Consider the following 19,547-nt stretch of genomic DNA (forward strand, 5'->3'; position numbering starts at 1 on the left):
ATGCAAAACAAAGGCATTCGACAGTCTATGGCTTGGTTACACACATGGACAGGTTTAATTTTTGGATGGCTGTTATTTGCCATTTTTTTGATGGGAACAAGCGCTTACTATCGTCATCACATCAACCTTTGGATGCAACCTCAGCTCGCACAATATCAAGTAAATCAGGATGTCGCGGTTAAAACGGCGGTTGAATATTTAAATAAAAATGCAGCAGATGCTAAATCCTGGTATGTCAGTCTTGCCAATCAAGAAAATCCCGTGAATAAAATGTACTGGGAAAAAGCAACTGGAGGGTACGAAAGCAAAACATTAGACGCCAACACAGGCGAAGAATTAAAGTTATCAAATACTCAAGGTGGTGATTTCTTCTATAATTTTCATTTTCAGCTTTATGGTATGCCCGTATTAATTGGGCGTTTAATTACCAGTCTTGCTGCATTTATTATGTTAATTGCACTTATTTCAGGAATCATAACGCACAAAAAAATTATCACCGATTTCTTTACATTACGAACTTTCAAATCACAGCGCTCATGGCTCGACTTTCATAATGTCTCATCTGTACTAGCACTGCCCTTTTTCCTGACAATCACTTTCACTGGGTTAGCGATTTTCTTTTATCTCTACTTATCATTCGGAATGAAAAAATTATATCCAGATAATCCTTTTCAATATTTCACTGAAATTAGAACAATCAGTGTGAATAATAATCATAATGCTGATCCAATCAAAACTGAAATGCTGCCAATTCAAACGCTCTTGGGAAAAGTAAAACAACAATGGGGCGATCAAGCACTTGCAACAATAGAAGTGAAAAATCCAAATACGGATCAAGCGACGATCAGTTTTAAACAATTAGAGGATCGCTCAATCACCTTAAATCAACCCCAAATCACTTTTGATGCGACAGGTAATATCTTAGGAAATACTAAAAATAACAGTGCTGTAGCGACTTTAAATGCGGGTGTATATGGTTTGCATATGGCAACTTTTGCTCAGCCTTTACTGCGTCTAGCTTTCTTCTGCTCAGGGATTTTAGGATGTTTGATGATTGCATCTGGCTTATTACTTTGGAGCTTAAAACGTCAAATCCAAAATAAATCTAATCAATTCCATTTAGGGCATTATTTGGTTGATCGTTTAAATATCGCGACGTTTATAGGCCTGCCAATTGCCATGCTCGCTTATATGTTTACTAATCGGTTTGTACAAATCACTGAAACTACACCAAATTATGAGATATACAGTTTCTTTGTTGTATGGATGCTGAGTTTAATCATTGCGCTTTTCACCAAGAAACAATATTTATGGCAATCTCAAGTTGCTATTTTAGGCTTAGTCGCGATTGCTCTACCTATCTATGATTTAATTTATCTGCTCAATCATCAACTTGTTACTGATTTTCAAAGTTATTGGGCTTTTTTAAGAGTAGATTTATTCTTTATTTTATCTGCTGGATTTGCTTTATTTGTTTATAGAAATATCCATCCGATCCAACAAAAATCGGCACAAAAAATCAAAACGAAATTGGCACAGACTGAGGCAAGCGCATGATCGTACTCAGCTTTTTACTTATCTTATTCGGTATGTTTGTGCTTTATAAATGTAGTGCCAAACAGATTAGCCAAGCATCGCCCAAACAACAACAACGATTGATTCGTTTTAAAATGCAATTTAGAGGATGTGCATTTATCTGTTTCTTAGTTGCTGGTAGCTTGCTTGCGCTTACGTATGGCCGTTCTATTGGATTTGTCAGTTGGTGGATTCTAGCGACACCTGTTACTTTTCTTATGGTTCTTCGCATAAATAAGGTGATGTCAAAACCGCAGAAGAAACTGAAGAATTAATGTGTTTAAAATTTCTTTAGCTTTTTTTTGCATAAGTAAATCACTATTCATCACAACGAGTTATCTAAAAAAGGCATAAGATATGCTGGTTTTTGCATAATTAGGCATATTGTCGATGTTTGGTCCTATTGAATTTATTATGGCTGGTGTCCTCGTTGGCTTCTGTGTAGGTATTACAGGTGTTGGCGGTGGTTCATTAATGACTCCCATTTTAATTAGCCTTTTTAAGATTGAACCACACATCGCTATCGGTACAGATTTACTTTATGCATCTATCTCTAAATTCTGTGGATCGGTGGTACATGCCAAAAAGCTCAATATTGTTTGGCCAATTGTTCTTTGGCTAGCTTTAGGTAGTATCCCAGCTTCATTTGCAACGTCTTGGGTGCTTGAACACTATCTAAGTCAATCAACTCACTATAAAGCAGTCTTAACTACAGTTTTGGGTTTCATGTTGACTTTGACAGGTATTTCAATTGTCTTCCGCACTCAGATTGAAAAGTTTTTTGACCGTTTCCGTAATCGTGAACAAGCGAATATGGAAAGTGAACAACATGCGTTACAACATAAACGCTTGTATATTTTGATCATGGGCATCGTGCTCGGCATCTTTGTAACACTATCGTCTGTTGGAGCTGGCGCTTTCGGTATCATGGCATTAGTGATCATGTTTCCAAATCTACCAATGATTCGTATCATTGGTTCTGATGTAGTACATGCGGTTTTATTGACAGCTGTTGCTGGTTTAAGTCATATGTCATCAGGTAATGTCGACTTTACATTATTAATGTGGCTACTGGTTGGTTCCATACCTGCGATTGTCGTTGGCACGCTCATCAGCTCTCGTATGCCAGAACGCTTGATCCGCAAGATTCTTGGTATTACCCTATTTGCCTTAGGTGTTAACTTTATAGTGAACCCGATTAAAGCAAAACCAAAACCAGTTGAAACTCATCAGGCTGTTGTAATTCAACAAACAAGCTATTCAACAACAACGGTTTAAGCCAATAAATGTCGATTGTTTCTAAACAAATTATGCGATTCGCTAGTTAATCAGTCGACATTTCGTGCTATATTCGTAGACAAAATAACCTCTTCTTTTAGATTAAATTTGTGACAGCAATGAATACTCTACAGTCAAATCCAGTTTCTCAGCCAGATATCGACGACGTTAATATTAAAAGCATTCAGACTTTGATTACTCCAGCGGAATTGAAAGCTGATCTTCCTTTATCTGAAGCTGCTTCTCAAACTGTATTACAAGGACGTGATACTGTACGTAATATTTTAGACGGCAATGACAAGCGTCTTTTTGTCGTGATTGGCCCTTGTTCAATCCATGATCCTAAAGCTGCGCATGAATATGCTGATCGTTTGAAAGAATTGAGCGAAAAAGTTAAAGATACGCTTTACCTTGTAATGCGTGTTTATTTTGAGAAACCACGTACCACCGTTGGTTGGAAAGGTTTAATCAATGACCCTGACATGAATGACTCTTTCAATATTGAAAAAGGCTTACATATCGGTCGTGGATTATTGATTGATTTAAATGAAAAAGGTTTGCCATGTGCAACTGAAGCACTTGATCCAAACTCACCACAATACTATCAAGACTTGATTTCATGGTCTGCGATAGGTGCGCGTACTACAGAAAGCCAAACTCACCGTGAAATGTCGTCAGGCCTATCATCTCCTGTTGGTTTCAAAAATGGTACAGATGGTGGCTTAACAGTTGCAACCAATGCGATGCAATCTGTTAAACATGGTCATAGCTTTTTGGGCCTAAATGAAAATGGTCAAGTTGCAATTATTAATACTAAAGGCAACCCTTACGCTCACGTCGTATTACGTGGTGGTAATGGTAAGCCAAACTATGATGCAACTTCTGTTGCCGATGCTGAAGCGGCTTTGGCAAAAGCTAAAGTTAGCAACAAGATCATGATTGATACTAGCCATGCCAACTCAAACAAAGATCCGTACTTACAACCTTTAGTTTTGAAAAACATCACTGAACAAATTCTAGATGGTAACAAATCAATCGTTGGGATCATGGTTGAGAGTCACCTTAAAGGTGGTCGTCAGGATATTCCTGAAAACCTATGTGATCTTGAATACGGCAAGTCAGTAACTGATGGCTGTATTGATTGGGATACGACAGAAAAAGCATTACTCGAAATGCATGAAGCATTAAAAAATATTTTGCCAAATCGTTAATCTTTAAATAGATGTAAAGCAGGCTCTCATGAGCCTGTTTTTATTTTTAAATTTTCTATTAGTTGAGGATGGCTTACTAAATCTTGAATGACATTCTCAATGTTTCTCTTATTTACGTTTGGAATGACTATTAAATTTTCTTGTAAAAAATATTGGCTCGAATTTAAATCATCATTTATTGTTTGCATTAAACGAACAGGGTCATAGAAACTTAATTCATAATTTTCATTTTTATACGTGAATACTAAAATGATCCACCCTTTAGATTCTATTATCCATTCTTCATCATCGAAAAAATCTGGAAAATTTATACGGTAATCTTGCATATATCTATATTCCTTAAATATGGGATTTGTTTTGAACTGTAATATTTTTTTAATTATACTGCTGCCACATTTCTACTACGACGCTTTGCTGATATGCAATCCAGTTTCCGTCAACACTTGCTAAAGTGGCGTGCCTCCCTAGGCGCGGTAACTTTGCTTTGTTTACTCTGGCATATCTTCTTGCCCACAATGGTGCATATAGGTGTCGTACCTGCGCTCTATGCAATGCCAAGCCATTGCCAAGTTACAGATATACAAAATAGCTTGATGGCTTCAGAAACACATTCAATTCATCATCACACGATGCATCATATGCAACACGAACAGCATATGCAGCATGCTGAGCATTCACATCTTAGTGAACATGCACAGGCTGTTTTTGCGCTTGCAAGTCAAATCATGAAACATTGTCCTTTATGTTCTCATGGTTTAGATGCTGCTGTGATCATACCATTACTTGCTTCTGTACTTATCTTTCTTTTGGCGTGGTTTAGCCGTGTACGCTGCCTTTGCTATACATGGACGGAAGATTTACATATACACCGTATCTTCTACACACTTCCCTTAAAACAAGCCCCACCACTCACTTTATAAACCGCATTTTTACATAGTGCCCAGTAAACCACTGTGGTACAGCCCTGTTTATTGCTTTTATAGAGTTCAACATGACTACTCAATTCCGTTTGTCAGTATTAACCGCTGCCTGCCTTTCCGCGAGCTATAGTTCAATCATTTTTGCTGAAGCTACACCTTCTGAACAACCGCAAACATTAGCCACAATTGTGATCACCGCAAACCGTGAAGGTGAATCAATCAACAATACACCTGCTGCAATCAGTAAAATTAACGCTCAAGATATCGAAGATAAACATGCAACATTCATTGGACAAGTGCTTAATCAAGCACCTGGCGTCCGTATGAATGATCTGGGTAATGAACAACACATGATGTCCATTCGCCAACCGATTACTACTGCTGCGGTTTATCAATATTTAGAAGATGGCTTATCTATACGTCCTGTGGGCGTGTTTAACCATAATGCGTTATACGAAGTCAATTTGGCTGGGATCGATAATATAGAAATCCTACGTGGCCCAGCGAGTAGCTTATACGGTAGCAATGCGATTGGTGGAACGATTAACTTTTTAACTAAAGCACCAAGTTTAACGCCCACAGCAAATATAGGTTTAAGTGCCAGTTCTGAGGGATACCGCCGTTTAGATGCAGGTGCATCTAATACCTTTGATAGCGAATATGGTGAACATGGCTTAAGGATTTCCGCATACGCGAGTGATCGTGGTAATAGCTGGCAAGATCACGCCGAAAGTAATAAACAAAGTGTGACTTTAAGGCATGATTGGCATATTTCAGATGCAACACAACTGAAAAATATTGTCAGTTATAACCATCTCAAAGCGGATATGACAGGTAGTTTAAATACAGATGACTATAACAAACGTCCGGGTTATAGCTATCAAACATTTACCTATCGTGAAGTTGATGCAACTCGTATCTCCTCGCAACTCAGCCATAGCTGGAGTGACGAACAACAAAGCCAAGCGACCTTGTATTATCGTGATAATACGACTGATCAAAACCCTAGCTATAGCATCCGCACAGATATCAAAAATGGTAAGCCAACTGGCACTTATAGCGGGCAAACAACTTATAATGCATTTCAATCTTATGGTTTGAATTTACAGCACTCGATGAACTTCGACCAAGTAAAGTTGATCGTTGGTGCGATGGCTGATCACTCACCTAACCAAGCCAAAACCAGCGATATAGAAGTGTTCCGTGATCCAAACACGTTAGTTTACACAGGTTATAAACAACGCCAATTACTTCGCGATTTTAATGTCGATGTCAACAACCAAGCTCTTTACAGTCAGATAAATTGGCAGGCAGTAGAAAATCTAAAATTAGTTGCTGGTGCACGTTATGACTGGATCAGTTATGACTATGATAATAAATTAACACCCTCTAAAGTCACTGGTGCGCCTGATGAAAAACGTAACTTTCACAAAGCCAGTCCTCAATTAGGTTTTGTGTGGAATATAACCCCTGATATGGACCTTTATAGCAACTGGTCACAGGGCTTTGTTCCTCCAGAAGTGAGTAGCTTATATGGTGCAAACCTCGTTACACCTGATCTAAAAGAGGCAACATTTAACAATATTGATGCGGGTTTGCGCTTTAAGCTTTTTGATGATCGTCTTGATGGAGAAATCACTTTATATCGCTTAAATGGCAAAGATGAAGTCATTAGCTATACCAAACCTGATAATACACGCGAACCACGTAATGCGGGTAAAACGCTGCACCAAGGTGTTGAAATTGGTGGGACATGGAAAATTAGCGACTTGTATGATCAACGCCTGAAACTTTCTGGTAGTTGGTCAAAACATGAATACAAAGAGTTTCAGCCATCTAGTGTTTTAGATTACAGCGGCAATACCATGCCAAGCGCACCAAAAACCTTTGGTACAGTTGAATATCAAATCAAACCTACGCCTGAACTGTTACTTTCGGCCGAAGGTGTTTATGTCGGTTCATACTGGATTAACGATGCTAATACCGAAAAATATGATGGACATACCATTCTAAATTTACGTGCGAATTACCGTAAAGCTGCATATGAAATTTACGGACAAATTCTAAATGCAACAGATGTTCATTATGCTGAAAGCACTTCGTTTAGTAATAACCAAGTCAGCTATACCCCAGCTGCGCCTCGAACGTACTTAGTAGGTTTAAGCTATCATTTCGGGAAATAAAATATGAATGCCAAGCAACTTAAGAAGCTATTGTCTCTGCACCGTAGTTTTGGAACAGTTCTCGGCATTTTAGTTTTATTGTGGGCTTTAACTGGTGTGTTGCATCCTATTATGAGTGCAACACAACCTCAGCCTGTAAAACGAATGCCACCATCTCAGCAACTTGATTTGCATACTGCAATACCTGCAAATCAAGTATTACAGCTGCAAAACATTCAACAGTTTTCAGCATTACAAACGATTCAACTAACACCTGAGCAAGTTGCCTATCGTATATTGAAACCAAAGCAGAATATTGCTGAATACTACGACAGCCGAACTGGTCAAATCATTAAAAATGCGGAACAATTTAATGTAATTCGATTAGCCAATTGGTACACAGGCTTATCGAAACAGCAGGTTGTTTCAGCACAAATCATTACGAGTTTTAGTGATGATTATCCAAGTGTGAACCGTCTGCTCCCCGTTTGGCGTGTCAATTATGATAATGGACTTAGAGCCTATGTTGATCCGTCGCAATCAAGACTTGCAACATTATCAAATGATCAAAAAATGTGGATGGCGAAATTTTTCCGTTTAGGTCATACATGGACTTGGGGTGATCAACCTTGGAAAGGTCAATCACTGATTATGCAGTTCACCTTGATTGGAATCTTGTGCTTAGTTTTTATGGGGTTTGGATTATTTTTTAAAATTCACAATCGTAAAAACCATCGACTACGTCAAAAACCGATTCGATTTTTACATCGTTATCTTGCGGTTAGCTTAAGTACATTTATCTTGTTATGGGTTATAAGTGGTTTTTATCATATTTGGAATAAAAAGCCTAAAATACCTGTATTTAATCCTATTTTTCATGCACAAGATTTAAGTCCTGACGCGTGGAAACGAGCTACACAACATCCAGTTCAAGCTCTAAGCATTGTACCTATTGCATTTGGTCTAGATCGTAGTCATGCAGCGTGGTTAATCCAATCGGCAGGCAAACCTCAGTTGCAAGGAAGTATGACCGCAGCGAATGAACATGATCATCACCGTCACTCAAAAGATATGACACCCACGATTGAAATGATTGATGCGCAGAGTGCGGAAGATTTAGATGTCCTTGAGCAAAGTAAAAACTTAGCAGCAAGTTACTTAAATCTATCTATTCATCAACTCAAACAAGCAACTTGGATCACAAGTTTTGGTGGTGAGTACGGTTTTATTAATAAACGCTTGCCTGTCGTGAAAGTAGAAACGAGTTTGAGTAATCAACTTAGAGTCTATATCGAGCCAAGTAGCGGTGTGATCGCAGCTCAAGTCACGCAACAAGATGCTTTGGAAGGATTTAGCTTTGCCTATCTACATAAATGGACATGGTTGCCAATAGATAAGACACTAAGAGATATTCTACTAGCAACCATTGCTGGATTGATTGCTTTGCTCGTCATTCTCGGTTTTTTCATTCGAGCTAAACGCTAACACCTATCAGACTGATCTTTCTTTGATAAGGGAGATTAGTCACTAAACTCTCATCTAAATATAGAAAGAACTCATCACCACAGTCATGATCAATCCCGTTTCAACTAATTCAATCGCTGCACCAACGGTATCACCTGTAATTCCACCAATTCTTTTTACAAATAATGATCGAAAAATAATCAGTTGAAAAATCAAGCAGATAAAAGCTGCAAACCCCAACCATTTATACAGACAAAGAAATGACAACGTAATGACAAAAACTATCCAACCAGCTACTTTAGGTAGATAATCGGTCAAAGAGCTGCCCAAACCCTTTTCACGTACATATTGTGTTGTTAAGAAAAGAAATAAAGGAACACAACGCCCTAATACGGGGAATATCAGCAAAAAGTAATTTAAATGCTGTTCTAGTAGCACATATAAAGCTGCAAACTTTAAAAGACAAACAACAATTAAACTGAGTACACCCATCGGGCCACACGTTGGGTCTTTCATTATTTCCAATGTGCGTTCTGGATCACCAAAACCACCCACCCAAGCATCAGCAGTATCCGCTAAACCATCAAGATGTAAACCGCCCGTTAGCCAAATCCATAATACAAGAATGATACTTGCAATGAGTAAGGTTGGAAGTTTGACCAAGAGAATTGAACAAGCAAATAAAATAAGACCGATAAGTAGACCAATAACAGGATAAAAAAGAATGGCTTGGCCATTTTGTTTTGCACTTGGCATCGTTTTTAGTTCAACTGGTAGAACCGTCAAAAATTGCAAGGCAATCCAAAAAGGCATCATATTTAATCAGCTTCATTCAATAATTTTTTAATAGACAGATTATGAAGAAATAAAATTGGGAATAGCAAGCCTATTCCCAATCAAACAAGATCAGTTGGTTATTGCATTTGATAGCATTGTTTTAATTTCAAATAGTCATAGTAGAAACTATTTGAGTTGGTACGCGCATAATCACATGATGGCTTAAATGAGGTTTCTTTCTCGTTGTAGAACATTTTGACCAAGGTGTTCCCCTGAGCATTTTGGTAAATATCCCACTGTAAATTTGCTGCCATAGGAGAAACCATTTCACCTCGCCATGCACTGTTGTCATAGCTATAGGTCTGACGTAACGGCAACGGTTGCATCATGTTATTTAATTCCAAACTTGTCGCCAATGGAATAACGATTTCAGCATGAGCGAATCTCAAGACTGCACGATGCGACTGTTTTCTTTCAATAACTGCATCAACTTGACTAAAAAAATCCTGTTTTAATCCTTGCGCCATCACACTTGTAACACCATTTGATTCGGTAAAACTTGGGCCTTTAGAATAAAAATCATCGGCATCGTTGAACTCTGCATAAAATTTTGCGGCATCCACTGGCATGTATTTATCAAAACTCACGCCTTTAAGCTCAGACTGCATTCCACCTGAGATCGAATACAACTCATAAATATAAGCAGCCGCATTTACAGCATTAGCAATCTTATTCTTTCCTTTACCATTTTCAGTCACGGTTTCACCTGATGGAGCAGTAACGGTGTATGAGCCAGTGTTCGAAAAAGTATATCCGCTTGTACCTAATTTTTTAATAAATTCAGGTTTAAAAATCGGTATTAATACACGCATTGCAACCTGTTCAGCACGCGTATTTTCAGCCAGTTCATCTAATTTATTAGCTAAATCAGCATCATCTTCTTCAAACTGTTGATAAGCCTGACTTGCATCATAAATCGCTTGTTGCTGTACAGATAAAGGCTGTGTTAAATCTTGTTCTTGGTTCAAGCTGTGAAAGTAAAGTTTAAAACGGTCTACACCACCATCTTCAATCGTTGGAACACTACTACTGGCTAAACTGGTATACGAAAGCGGTGTAATTTGGTTTTTAAGTTCAGGCTGTTGTTGAATCAATTCATTTGTAAAGAATTTAGCACTATCTATTGCGCGATCTACACCAGAACTTTGTACTAAAATAGACGCTGGTTGAGCAGCTGCGGTTTTAAATAATGTGGGTAAACGTTGTAATAAACGATCCGCAATACCGCGATGTTCTTGAATCCCAACCATTGTTTCATTGCCATAACCAAACTGACGAATACCATCAATACCATAACCCAGCAAAATATTTGCTTTCATCATTGCTTCAATATCTGCACCCAGTTGCTCACCTAACGGCGTTAATGCATTCTCGGCTTTGGCTTGTTTCCATAAATTATAAAGCGCTAAATCATATTTAATACTTGATAAACCTCTAGAGCCATGACGAGCAACTAATTCAGTGAATACTGCTTGATAACCTTCAGGAATTTGCTGATAGGTCTTTATTTCTTGCTGTGGTTGGTAAGGTGTTTTGGTTTGATAAAATTTAGATGAGCTATCTGTATCAGGAGTTCTTTGCGAATTTTGAGAATCATCACTATTACAAGCCGTCAATAAAATACTGAGACATAACACACTGCTTTTAAATAATATCTTCATAATTAATTTACTTATAGATAAAGAAATGTCATGTATCTTAGGCAGTGACAATTACATTTCTATTACATCATTAAAATAAAAAATATTAAAGAAAAGTGCTTAAACTCGTTCAATAAACGTCAATTGATCTAATGATTTTAATAATTCAATTTGATATAGATTGCCTAATTCAGCTGGCATTTTTAACAAATCATTGAGGTGTTGCTCTCTAGCGAGGCAGGTTAATAACTTGATGACACCACCATGCGTCACAACTAATGCATTTTTCCAATCTTCGGTTTGCATTTGAATTGAAATTTCTTCAAAACCTATCATCACGCGTTGCTTAAACTGGGCTAAAGACTCGCCATTTGGCGCGTGATACTGTGTTGGAAACTGCCAAAAATTTGCCAATTGCTCTGGAAAGTTTTCATAAATATGCTGAGTGGCTAATCCTTCCCAGTCACCAAAGTTCATTTCCTTGATGTTCGAATTAACGATGAGAGGTCGTTGTATTTTTACAGCTAATCGTTCTGCAAACAACTGACAACGGCGTAATGGCGAAGTAAAAATGACATCCCAAGACGAACCATTGTCTATATTGTTCTGAATGGTTGATTGCATCTGCAACCAACCTTGTTCTGTCAGCTCATCATCGGTGTGGCCACGCAAGGTATGACTTAAAGTCGTTTCTCCGTGCCGAAGTAAATCAATCAGCAACCTTATCACCTGATACAGCTGCTTCAGCAAAAGTTGCCATTTGATTATGTAAAACGCAAGCAAGTTGAATCATTGAAAGTGCTGAACCTGCACCACTGCCTTCACCTAATCGCAAGTTCATTTTTAAAATCGGTTGCGCGTCTAATTCTTTTAAAATGCGTTGATGACCATACTCAGCAGATTGATGTCCAAACAACATCCACGCCCGCGTCTGAGGCTGGATTCGAACAGTACATAATGCAGCAACAGAACTGATGAAACCATCAACCACGATTGGCATTCCAATCTGTGCACAACGGAGATATGCACCTGTCATTGCTGCGATTTCTAAACCACCTACAGCCGCAAGTATTTTCAAAGCATCATCAGCAACATGTGCTGCATGTAACTTGACTGCTTGATTAATGACAGAAACTTTATGTGCAAGCTGCTGATTATTAATTCCAGTGCCAACACCTGTTAGTTGCTCAGCACTTTCATTCAATAACAGACTAGCTAATGCTGATGCAGAACAGGTATTCCCAATACCCATCTCACCAGCAATAAAGATATCCGCCGCTTTAGCTCGAGCAAGATCAACACTCTCTTTCCCTAATTGCATGGCTGCAATGCATTCTTGCTCAGTCATTGCAACTTGCTGTACAAAGTTCGCTGTTCCAGAACGAATACAATGACGCTCAACGCCGGTATATTGGTAAGGCTCACCTACCGTTCCGCAGTCAATCACTTGTAACTGAGCTTGATGATGTTTCGCAATTACACTAATTGCAGCGCCACCTGCAGCAAAGTTTTGCAGCATTTGACGTGTGACAGCTTGTGGATAGGCTGAAATATTTTCCTCTACAACACCATGATCGCCTGCAAAAATCGTAATCCAAGGTTGTTGAATCTGTGGATGAACAGTTCCTTGTAAACTCGCAAGCTGAATCGCAATTTGCTCTAAATCACCCAATGCACCTGTAGGCTTAGTCAATTGTAGTTGACGTTGCTCAGCTTGTGATTGTGCCGCGATATCAGGCTGTTGAATAGACGCTAACCACCAAGAAGCTTGTTCAGACATGTTATTTCTCATCTTTTAAAATCATCGGAAAACCTGCGACACAAAACATCACTTTATTTGCGATTTGGCCTAAAGCTTGGTGTAAACGCCCTGCTTCGTCGACAAAACGACGGCTTATTTCACCCATTGGGACAACACCCAATCCTGTCTCATTACTGACTAAAATAATGTGTGATTTTAATTTCGGTAGCACATTTAATAATTTTTCTGTTTCTATCTGCTGTAAAGCGATATCTTCTGATAGTAATAGATTGGTTAACCATAACGTCAAACAATCAACCAAAATAACATGGTTTTCTTGATCTAGCAGTTGAAGCTGATCAGCGAGTAATATGGGTTCTTCACATAAATGCCAATCTGCTGGGCGTTGTTGTTGGTGATGTTGAATACGTTGTTGCATTTCCCCATCTAAGGCTTGTGCCGTAGCAACATAAGTAACTGTCAAACCAGTATCTTTTGCAATTTGCTCCGCCAAACGGCTTTTTCCAGAGCGAGCACCGCCTAAAATCAGTTGTAACATATTTAACCTAATCTAATTTGGTGATAAGGATAAAGTAATCCTTGTAAAATCTGAGCTTTATAATAGCCGAAAGTTAAATATTTCACCTGAATTTTAAATGGTTTTATTGCAATACTTTGAATACGATCCAGCACTAAATCACTTTGCCAAGCATCGTTATACAAACCTAAAGTAATATGCGGGCAATACTCAAGTGCAGCTATTTCATCTGAATATTGAGCGAGTTGCTGGCGAATCTTAGCTAAAATTTTATTGTTATCTTCAACTTGTAGAAATAATGCACTGCTGAAGCTATCCAAACCGTTAATTTCAAGTTCGAAAGTTTCTATTTCCAGCGAGTTTAATGCCTGAATCTGCTGCTTTAATGTATCAATTTCAAAGTCATCATCATAATGTGAAGATTTTGGCGTTAGAAATCCACAAACGAATAAAGTGATGTGGTACTGCCGTTGATTGGAATCGATCAACAAGTCTGAAAATTTTATTTTAATATTATCTAAATACTGAATAACTTCTGCTTGATCTATTTCGATATACCACACAGCAAAATCTGAACGACCATGATGCCATTCAGGATAATCACGGCGTTCAGTTGAAATGAGCTGAGTAGATGCTTGTAATAACACAACTTTAAATACTTATAGAAAGTTGTGTTATTCAAACATAAATGACTTTAAGAATTAAAGTGCTTTTCGTGTATCGCTTTAGGCATATTCAGGATTAAGTTCTAAACTCAAAAAATCGAATTGAATACCTGTTTCTTTCACTTCATTTTGGATGCCTTGCACGACCAAACCCGACAAAACCTTCTTCTGGCTATCCGTAATATCCATCTGAGCAATGTTTTTTTGAAGATGTTGTGCAACCTCTTCACCATCAAGATTTAAATTTTTAAGTGCATAGACATAACCATACACCGCACCTTTCAATAAATTTTGATAAGGAAGTGCTTGATGAATATGATTTTCAATGCTTCCAAACACACGCTCATTAAAGTTAAGCTTTCGCAGCGGATCACGCGCGACACGTTCACATGGATCTTTATAAGCTGATCGACACGAGTTCAAGAAACTTTCAGCCATACGATCTAGTTCTTTGGCTTGATTCGGCACAATATTAACCAAACCTAGTTTCACTTCATCGACAACCTGTTCCGCATATTTCTTGATCTTTGAATCAGCCATTGCAATACCAATCATTTCATGACCGATGGTACTTGCATACCACGCTAGCATTGCATGACAACCATTCCATAAACGGTTCTTAATGATCTGAATGTCTGAAATTTGATCAACCAAAATCATTTGGCGCATCTTACTCAATAATGGACTGCGATTTTCAACATAAATCGGCATATCCGTTTCACTATGGAACAAGATTAAGTCCATATTTTGTAAGAACTGACCTGCTTGGAATTGTCCACGCATATCTTCCAGACAGTTAGTAATTTGCTGTTCTTGCTTTTCCGTTAAAGCAGTTTCATCCGAAAGCTCGATGGTTTCATCATTAAGATCAGACTGATACTGCTTAAACAGACGATGCTTAATATTTAACTGGCGATATAAAGCTTGATCGGTGAGTTTTGAAACCATTCTGTTCACGACGGTGTCACAGAAATAATGTTCACTTAAAATGTGCTCAGCAATATCTTCATCTGTAATTTCAAGCAAAGCTTCACGAATATTTTTTAAGACCAAATACTTGGCACATACTTTATTGAGAATAATCAGGAACGTGATCGGCTCATTGTTCTGCATATCCTGAGACATAAAACGCGCTAAAAGCCCTTTAGCAATAATTTTTGCTTCAGATGCAATCGCCTGTTCAGGGAGACAAAGTGCGATCAAACTCGATTGCATATACATCTCGAGCATTTGTTGTTCATTATCAGCGTCAATCACGCTTAGATTTTCAATACGCTCATCATAAGAAGACTGACCATATCGAATACTATAACTGCCAAAGCTATTTACAGATTCAAGATATAAACGATTTCGCGTAGATGCTAACATTCGTTTTGGACGTGTGTAGCCATCCCAATGCGATAAAATTTGGGCAATATAACCACCACCAATTGCCCCGAAGCCATGAATACCAACAGTAAGCTGATTCAAACTTTGCGGAAATGGTTCTTGTAAATGTGGCATACCGATTTCGGGAGTATATTCATCCAAAGCATTCAAAAATTCATACATGTCTTGATAGTAGAATTTTGCTTTAGACAACATTCGATCATTTGGTTCTTTAATATCTTTAAATAAAATCGTGATACCGCCTGCATCACTCGCAGAACAAATACCATTTTCAGAATCTTCAAACATTAAACATTGTTGTGGCTGTAGATTTAGTTTTTGTGCCGCTTTTAAAAAGATTTCTGGATGAGGCTTACCACGCTCTACTTCATCTCCACAAACCAGTAAATCGAAAAACTTATATACATTTGCATTAATTAAATATTCTTCAGCGATTGCTCTACGACTTGAAGTCGCAACAGCCATACGCAAACCAGACTTGCGTAGTCGCTCTAATACCTGAATGAGACCTTTTTTAATCGGTACACCATTCATACGAACTGATTCTAACTCTAATTCATCAGCGCGCTTTCTTATTTGCGCGTAAGGTACATCCTCACCATAGAACTTTTTCGCTAGTTCTTCAGCAGTTCGAGCACTCAGTCCCAAACATTGCATTAAATAGTCATCAGAGAATTCCTGTCCAATGAGCTCTTCTGAAGCTTGTTTCAATGTTTGAAAACGTAAACGTTCCGTGTCAAACATCGTCCCATCCATGTCAAAAAGCGCCCCTTGAACAGGATAATCATGAAAAATAAGCATTTGTACTCCTTTCTTTTACTATCGCTTTTTATAGATTAACTAAAAAATGAGCATAAAATCCGAATTGTAAATAAATGAAATAAATTTGATCAAAAAACAATCAAATCATTTCAAATCCACACTATAATTGTAATTTATGGGGAAGTTGACTTGCATAACCATATAAAATATGAGTGCTATTTGATCATATGGATCAGTCTATAGAGAGATTAAATGTCTAAGGCCTTCAGCCAAATTATGTTGATTAGACTTTAAAAAGTAAATAAATATCCAAAGCTATGATTATCACTGAGACATAGTTAACCCCCATGTCTCAGTTGCAGCACCTATATTATTTACGAGATTTAGGCTGGTTGCGCCTCTGATTGTTGTTGTGAAGCTTTGAAATAGCTCTCGAACTTATTATAAAAAGTCTCTCGATAACAGTAGTACAACATCGCCGTTTTTTCTGGCATTGGAATTAACCGCTGGCTTTCATAACACATTTCTTCAACTACAGCCGCATACGGCTTAACGGTATGATCAGGTTCACCTACAATTTTTTTTGCTTGCGAATGTTCAAAAATATAAAAACTTAGTAAACGAATGGTTGGACGTAAGAAACCTTTACCAAAAACTGACTTATCACCAAACAGTAAGTGCCAACCTAGATCTTGCTCATCTCCTTCGTAATAACGGCCTAAACGATCACGTTTCCCTTCATAAATTTCGGTATAACCGACATCTTTACCGTCAATCCCGACAATCAATAAACGTTGATGATCATCTGCCAGCATCTTGTCAAAATAAACCTGTAAATCTAGTTCTGACTTATTCAATTGCCACTGAGGAATCACATGTGGTTCATGCATCCATTGGTGTAAAAGCGGAATATCTTGCGGGTATTGTACTTGACGCAAATAGTATTGCGTTCCGTCTTCATAGTATTCGAAATAGTCTGGAAGTTTTTGTGAAAGCGTAAGCATTATATAGTTCCTTGCTTTTACCATTAAATGATAATAATAATCGTTTTCATTAAATGGTGGAATTTATTTTTCTTGTTTTTTGTTAATTTAATTTATTTATAAGAGCGTATTCGCTTCTACCTTGAAAAGCTTAAATAAACGCTAAAAGCTCTAGTGCTGTAAAAATAAAAGCGAAAATGATCGAACCTAACCAAATCAAAATGAAATATTTTCTAAATAGATAAAAACTAAGTACTTGTAAAAAAAATGCTGTTGTTAGTATCACGAATAGCCATGTTAAAGGTCCAACTGAAGAACCTTCATAATGACAATTCATTAGCAATGAAATCATCAGGAATAAAACTGTTAGCCAAGGCAAAACTCTTTTAAGATTTTGATTTAACCCATCGTATTTCAGATGCTTCTGACCAAACTGACTCAACATACAGCCCTGCATCACGGCAGCTAAGGACCAAAACAATGCTGCAAAACTCATTTTATCTCTCCAGATACTTTAAACTTTTTGAGATAGAACAGGATTGCTGCGATATAAGCCAAAGCAAGCAATAGAAAAGCAAGATCAACACCTGCCAACCACCACTGACCATGAACTGTACTATTTAATAAAGATGCTTCAGGCACGGTGATAAAACTAATGATTGGAATCATGAGCAAGACCAATGCCGTAACGATCAACAAAGATAAAATCGCTTTGCGAACACTTAAAGTTAAGCTGAATAACAGGCTCAAAAGCCAAATCATAAAAAAAGTAGCCACTTCATAGCTGCTTCTGCTTTCAAACGTTGCAGGCAATATTCGTCCTGCTAATAAATAAGCTGCGGAAGCCAAAGGAAGTCCTAAAAAGGTAAAGAAATTCAGTTGTCGTACTAATTTATAACTAAAATTATTGTGGACTTTGATTCGCTTCTTTTGCCATAGTAATGCTCCTGCTATCAACATTACACAACCAATAATACCCATGCACGACAAAATAAAACGCATCCACATCGATGCAAAATAACCAAGATGAATGCCATACGTCGATGAAGCCAACTGAGCCACAGCACTTAAGTTTCTTGGCTGCTCAAGTAACTCAGCCGTATTTGCCGCAAAAAAATATTGAGGTGTATTTAAGGTGATAATATTTTTATAATTATATTCAAAACTAATCACCGCATCCGCTGTATTGGGTTTTCTTACTTCAAATTTATCTAAAAATGCCCCTGTTTGTGTCTGAGCTGGTAATTGCTCAATAAATTTTTTAAACGGCTGCATTGTTTTAGATGACGATGATGTAGAGGGTTTCGCCATCTCTATATACTGCATTTCATTATAAAATTGAGGAATGCCGGCTTTCCCATAATGCTGCGACAGTCCCCACGGCAATACTAGATAAAATAGAATCAATAAGCCTGTAAACCCCATAATCAAATAAAAAGGAAACGTCACAATGCCCGTTATATGGTGTAGGTCGAGTAAAGATCGTTGTCCTTTATAAGATCGGAAAACAAAGAACTCCTTGATGATTTTCTTATGAGTAATAATCCCTGAAATCAGGCTAATTAAAAAAATAATTGAAATAATAGCGACAATAAAACTGCCAATTTTGCTGGGTAGCGGATACAAGGTGTAATGCAATTTAAAGAATAAATCACCACCCAAAGTATCGCGTACTGGATTCAGTAAATCGCCAGTGAGAGGATTCTGTAATTGTTGATGCCGTCCATTTTCATCTTGCCATTGTAGTAAATTGACAGGCATTCGCTCGTTTGCAACGGTGACTCTCCAACGTTTCGCATCTTCAGCGTGTTGGTTAAGATAATCAAAAGCAGTTTGAGCGGACTGTTGAGTAGATGGAATATGTTGAATACGACTCATCGCTTCAGGTTGCGCCCAGACATTCAACTCTGTACGAAAATAAGCGACGGAACCTGTAAAAAATATAAAGAAGATGCCCCATAAAACAACAATGCCAAACCAGCTATGCACAATGGCTTGTATTTGACGAAAACTCATTAGGTCATTCCCCATCTGTTTAATAACCAATAACCTGCAAGAAGTAATACTCCTAAACTATTCATACTCCAAAACCAAAGTTTAGATATCACCGCAGTGGCTAATACCACATAGAAAATGAAGAAAATAAAACTTAAAAATACGGCCAAATAGACGTTTTCTGCTGTCGCAAACGGTAACCAATTTGCCAAAACTAAACTTAGCCAAGAGCTATAACAATAAGCTGCAAGACAGATGAAAAATACTCTACGATAAGTCAGATTAAATTTTTCTTGTTTTTCAATTCGGCTCATCTTAATTACCTTGCACTCAAAAAAAGCTTAGAGAGAAAGAAATACTCATTATCCAATCAATATTTCTTTCTCA

General features: G+C 37.8%; 19 protein-coding genes. 7 read left to right on the forward strand and 12 right to left on the reverse strand.

Translation table 11 applies throughout. The annotated features are described in order from the left end of the window. The 4 genes from ACF8D3_RS05575 to ACF8D3_RS05590 all read left to right on the forward strand — a co-directional run bounded on the left by ACF8D3_RS05575 (position 1) and on the right by ACF8D3_RS05590 (position 4,064). Positions 1-1,557 (forward strand): PepSY-associated TM helix domain-containing protein, encoded by a 1,557-nt coding sequence (locus tag ACF8D3_RS05575; RefSeq protein ID WP_392470620.1) that lies wholly within the window; start codon positions 1-3, stop codon positions 1,555-1,557. After that, positions 1,554-1,850, forward strand: a complete 297-nt coding sequence (locus ACF8D3_RS05580) for a DUF1634 domain-containing protein (RefSeq protein WP_392470621.1) — start codon at positions 1,554-1,556, stop codon at positions 1,848-1,850. Before ACF8D3_RS05575 ends, ACF8D3_RS05580 begins: the two co-directional genes overlap by 4 nt. Before the next feature lie 115 nt (positions 1,851-1,965). After that, on the forward strand, positions 1,966-2,853 hold the full coding sequence (locus ACF8D3_RS05585) for a sulfite exporter TauE/SafE family protein (protein WP_392470623.1): 888 nt from the start codon (positions 1,966-1,968) through the stop codon (positions 2,851-2,853). Between the two features lie 119 nt (positions 2,854-2,972). After that, the gene (locus ACF8D3_RS05590) at positions 2,973-4,064 is read left to right on the forward strand and encodes a 3-deoxy-7-phosphoheptulonate synthase (protein ID WP_392470624.1); all 1,092 of its coding nucleotides are present in this window, start codon (positions 2,973-2,975) and stop codon (positions 4,062-4,064) included. A gap of 26 nt (positions 4,065-4,090) precedes the next feature. Here ACF8D3_RS05590 and ACF8D3_RS05595 read toward each other — a convergent pair whose 3' ends face one another. Then, positions 4,091-4,390 carry a hypothetical protein gene (locus ACF8D3_RS05595; RefSeq protein ID WP_023013486.1) on the reverse strand — a complete coding sequence of 100 codons (300 nt, stop codon included), beginning with the start codon at positions 4,388-4,390 and terminating at the stop codon, positions 4,091-4,093. Positions 4,391-4,483: 93 nt separating this feature from the next. Between ACF8D3_RS05595 and ACF8D3_RS05600 the strand changes: the two genes are divergently transcribed. The 3 genes from ACF8D3_RS05600 to ACF8D3_RS05610 all read left to right on the forward strand — a co-directional run bounded on the left by ACF8D3_RS05600 (position 4,484) and on the right by ACF8D3_RS05610 (position 8,631). Further along, positions 4,484-4,984, forward strand: a complete 501-nt coding sequence (locus ACF8D3_RS05600) for a hypothetical protein (protein ID WP_392470626.1) — start codon at positions 4,484-4,486, stop codon at positions 4,982-4,984. A gap of 71 nt (positions 4,985-5,055) precedes the next feature. Further along, positions 5,056-7,167, forward strand: a complete 2,112-nt coding sequence (locus ACF8D3_RS05605; RefSeq protein ID WP_392470627.1) for a TonB-dependent receptor — start codon at positions 5,056-5,058, stop codon at positions 7,165-7,167. A 3-nt stretch (positions 7,168-7,170) separates the two neighbouring features. Then, positions 7,171-8,631: a PepSY domain-containing protein gene (locus ACF8D3_RS05610; protein ID WP_392470629.1), complete on the forward strand. Its 1,461-nt coding sequence runs from the start codon at positions 7,171-7,173 to the stop codon at positions 8,629-8,631. Positions 8,632-8,685: 54 nt separating this feature from the next. Here the strand turns inward: ACF8D3_RS05610 and ACF8D3_RS05615 are convergent, their stop codons facing one another. From ACF8D3_RS05615 to ACF8D3_RS05665, 11 genes are all read right to left on the reverse strand, one after another. Continuing rightward, positions 8,686-9,426: an adenosylcobinamide-GDP ribazoletransferase gene (locus tag ACF8D3_RS05615; RefSeq protein WP_392470630.1), complete on the reverse strand. Its 741-nt coding sequence runs from the start codon at positions 9,424-9,426 to the stop codon at positions 8,686-8,688. Positions 9,427-9,524: 98 nt separating this feature from the next. Beyond that, on the reverse strand, positions 9,525-11,108 hold the full coding sequence (locus tag ACF8D3_RS05620; RefSeq protein WP_392470632.1) for a histidine-type phosphatase: 1,584 nt from the start codon (positions 11,106-11,108) through the stop codon (positions 9,525-9,527). Between the two features lie 99 nt (positions 11,109-11,207). Beyond that, the gene (locus tag ACF8D3_RS05625) at positions 11,208-11,807 is read right to left on the reverse strand and encodes a histidine phosphatase family protein (RefSeq protein WP_392470634.1); all 600 of its coding nucleotides are present in this window, start codon (positions 11,805-11,807) and stop codon (positions 11,208-11,210) included. Next, positions 11,797-12,867, reverse strand: a complete 1,071-nt coding sequence (gene cobT / locus ACF8D3_RS05630) for a nicotinate-nucleotide--dimethylbenzimidazole phosphoribosyltransferase (RefSeq protein ID WP_392470635.1) — start codon at positions 12,865-12,867, stop codon at positions 11,797-11,799. Before cobT ends, ACF8D3_RS05625 begins: the two co-directional genes overlap by 11 nt. Position 12,868: 1 nt before the next feature. Then, positions 12,869-13,387, reverse strand: coding sequence for a bifunctional adenosylcobinamide kinase/adenosylcobinamide-phosphate guanylyltransferase (gene cobU, locus ACF8D3_RS05635; protein WP_392470637.1), 519 nt, complete (start codon positions 13,385-13,387; stop codon positions 12,869-12,871). Positions 13,388-13,389: 2 nt separating this feature from the next. After that, the gene (locus ACF8D3_RS05640; RefSeq protein ID WP_392470638.1) at positions 13,390-14,013 is read right to left on the reverse strand and encodes a 2'-5' RNA ligase family protein; all 624 of its coding nucleotides are present in this window, start codon (positions 14,011-14,013) and stop codon (positions 13,390-13,392) included. A 78-nt stretch (positions 14,014-14,091) separates the two neighbouring features. Continuing rightward, the gene (mtlD, locus tag ACF8D3_RS05645) at positions 14,092-16,221 is read right to left on the reverse strand and encodes a bifunctional mannitol-1-phosphate dehydrogenase/phosphatase (protein ID WP_392470640.1); all 2,130 of its coding nucleotides are present in this window, start codon (positions 16,219-16,221) and stop codon (positions 14,092-14,094) included. Between the two features lie 344 nt (positions 16,222-16,565). Continuing rightward, entirely contained in the window at positions 16,566-17,186 is a 621-nt protein-coding gene (locus tag ACF8D3_RS05650; RefSeq protein ID WP_004879402.1) for a GNAT family N-acetyltransferase, read from the reverse strand. A gap of 130 nt (positions 17,187-17,316) precedes the next feature. Then, positions 17,317-17,661, reverse strand: coding sequence for a hypothetical protein (locus ACF8D3_RS05655; RefSeq protein WP_004879400.1), 345 nt, complete (start codon positions 17,659-17,661; stop codon positions 17,317-17,319). Beyond that, positions 17,658-19,181 (reverse strand): PepSY-associated TM helix domain-containing protein, encoded by a 1,524-nt coding sequence (locus tag ACF8D3_RS05660; protein ID WP_392470642.1) that lies wholly within the window; start codon positions 19,179-19,181, stop codon positions 17,658-17,660. The genes ACF8D3_RS05655 and ACF8D3_RS05660 overlap by 4 nt, the downstream gene beginning before the upstream one ends. Continuing rightward, positions 19,181-19,474 carry a hypothetical protein gene (locus ACF8D3_RS05665; RefSeq protein ID WP_007483345.1) on the reverse strand — a complete coding sequence of 98 codons (294 nt, stop codon included), beginning with the start codon at positions 19,472-19,474 and terminating at the stop codon, positions 19,181-19,183. Before ACF8D3_RS05665 ends, ACF8D3_RS05660 begins: the two co-directional genes overlap by 1 nt. Positions 19,475-19,547 lie beyond the last annotated feature (73 nt).

It is taken from the genome of Acinetobacter sp. YQ_14 (assembly GCF_043102985.1).
GTDB classification, from domain to species: domain Bacteria; phylum Pseudomonadota; class Gammaproteobacteria; order Pseudomonadales; family Moraxellaceae; genus Acinetobacter; species Acinetobacter venetianus.

Excerpts from the sequence above, each read along its gene's own strand:
- ACF8D3_RS05575 (WP_392470620.1), top strand. The coding sequence starts at position 1 with ATGCAAAACAAAGGCATTCGACAGTCTATGGCTTGGTTACACACATGG.
- ACF8D3_RS05580 (WP_392470621.1), top strand. The coding sequence starts at position 1,554 with ATGATCGTACTCAGCTTTTTACTTATCTTATTCGGTATGTTTGTGCTT.
- ACF8D3_RS05585 (WP_392470623.1), top strand. The coding sequence starts at position 1,966 with ATGTTTGGTCCTATTGAATTTATTATGGCTGGTGTCCTCGTTGGCTTC.
- ACF8D3_RS05590 (WP_392470624.1), top strand. The coding sequence starts at position 2,973 with ATGAATACTCTACAGTCAAATCCAGTTTCTCAGCCAGATATCGACGAC.
- ACF8D3_RS05595 (WP_023013486.1), bottom strand. The coding sequence starts at position 4,390 with ATGCAAGATTACCGTATAAATTTTCCAGATTTTTTCGATGATGAAGAA.
- ACF8D3_RS05600 (WP_392470626.1), top strand. The coding sequence starts at position 4,484 with ATGCAATCCAGTTTCCGTCAACACTTGCTAAAGTGGCGTGCCTCCCTA.
- ACF8D3_RS05605 (WP_392470627.1), top strand. The coding sequence starts at position 5,056 with ATGACTACTCAATTCCGTTTGTCAGTATTAACCGCTGCCTGCCTTTCC.
- ACF8D3_RS05610 (WP_392470629.1), top strand. The coding sequence starts at position 7,171 with ATGAATGCCAAGCAACTTAAGAAGCTATTGTCTCTGCACCGTAGTTTT.
- ACF8D3_RS05615 (WP_392470630.1), bottom strand. The coding sequence starts at position 9,426 with ATGATGCCTTTTTGGATTGCCTTGCAATTTTTGACGGTTCTACCAGTT.
- ACF8D3_RS05620 (WP_392470632.1), bottom strand. The coding sequence starts at position 11,108 with ATGAAGATATTATTTAAAAGCAGTGTGTTATGTCTCAGTATTTTATTG.
- cobT (WP_392470635.1), bottom strand. The coding sequence starts at position 12,867 with ATGTCTGAACAAGCTTCTTGGTGGTTAGCGTCTATTCAACAGCCTGAT.
- cobU (WP_392470637.1), bottom strand. The coding sequence starts at position 13,387 with ATGTTACAACTGATTTTAGGCGGTGCTCGCTCTGGAAAAAGCCGTTTG.
- mtlD (WP_392470640.1), bottom strand. The coding sequence starts at position 16,221 with ATGCTTATTTTTCATGATTATCCTGTTCAAGGGGCGCTTTTTGACATG.
- ACF8D3_RS05650 (WP_004879402.1), bottom strand. The coding sequence starts at position 17,186 with ATGCTTACGCTTTCACAAAAACTTCCAGACTATTTCGAATACTATGAA.
- ACF8D3_RS05655 (WP_004879400.1), bottom strand. The coding sequence starts at position 17,661 with ATGAGTTTTGCAGCATTGTTTTGGTCCTTAGCTGCCGTGATGCAGGGC.
- ACF8D3_RS05660 (WP_392470642.1), bottom strand. The coding sequence starts at position 19,181 with ATGAGTTTTCGTCAAATACAAGCCATTGTGCATAGCTGGTTTGGCATT.
- ACF8D3_RS05665 (WP_007483345.1), bottom strand. The coding sequence starts at position 19,474 with ATGAGCCGAATTGAAAAACAAGAAAAATTTAATCTGACTTATCGTAGA.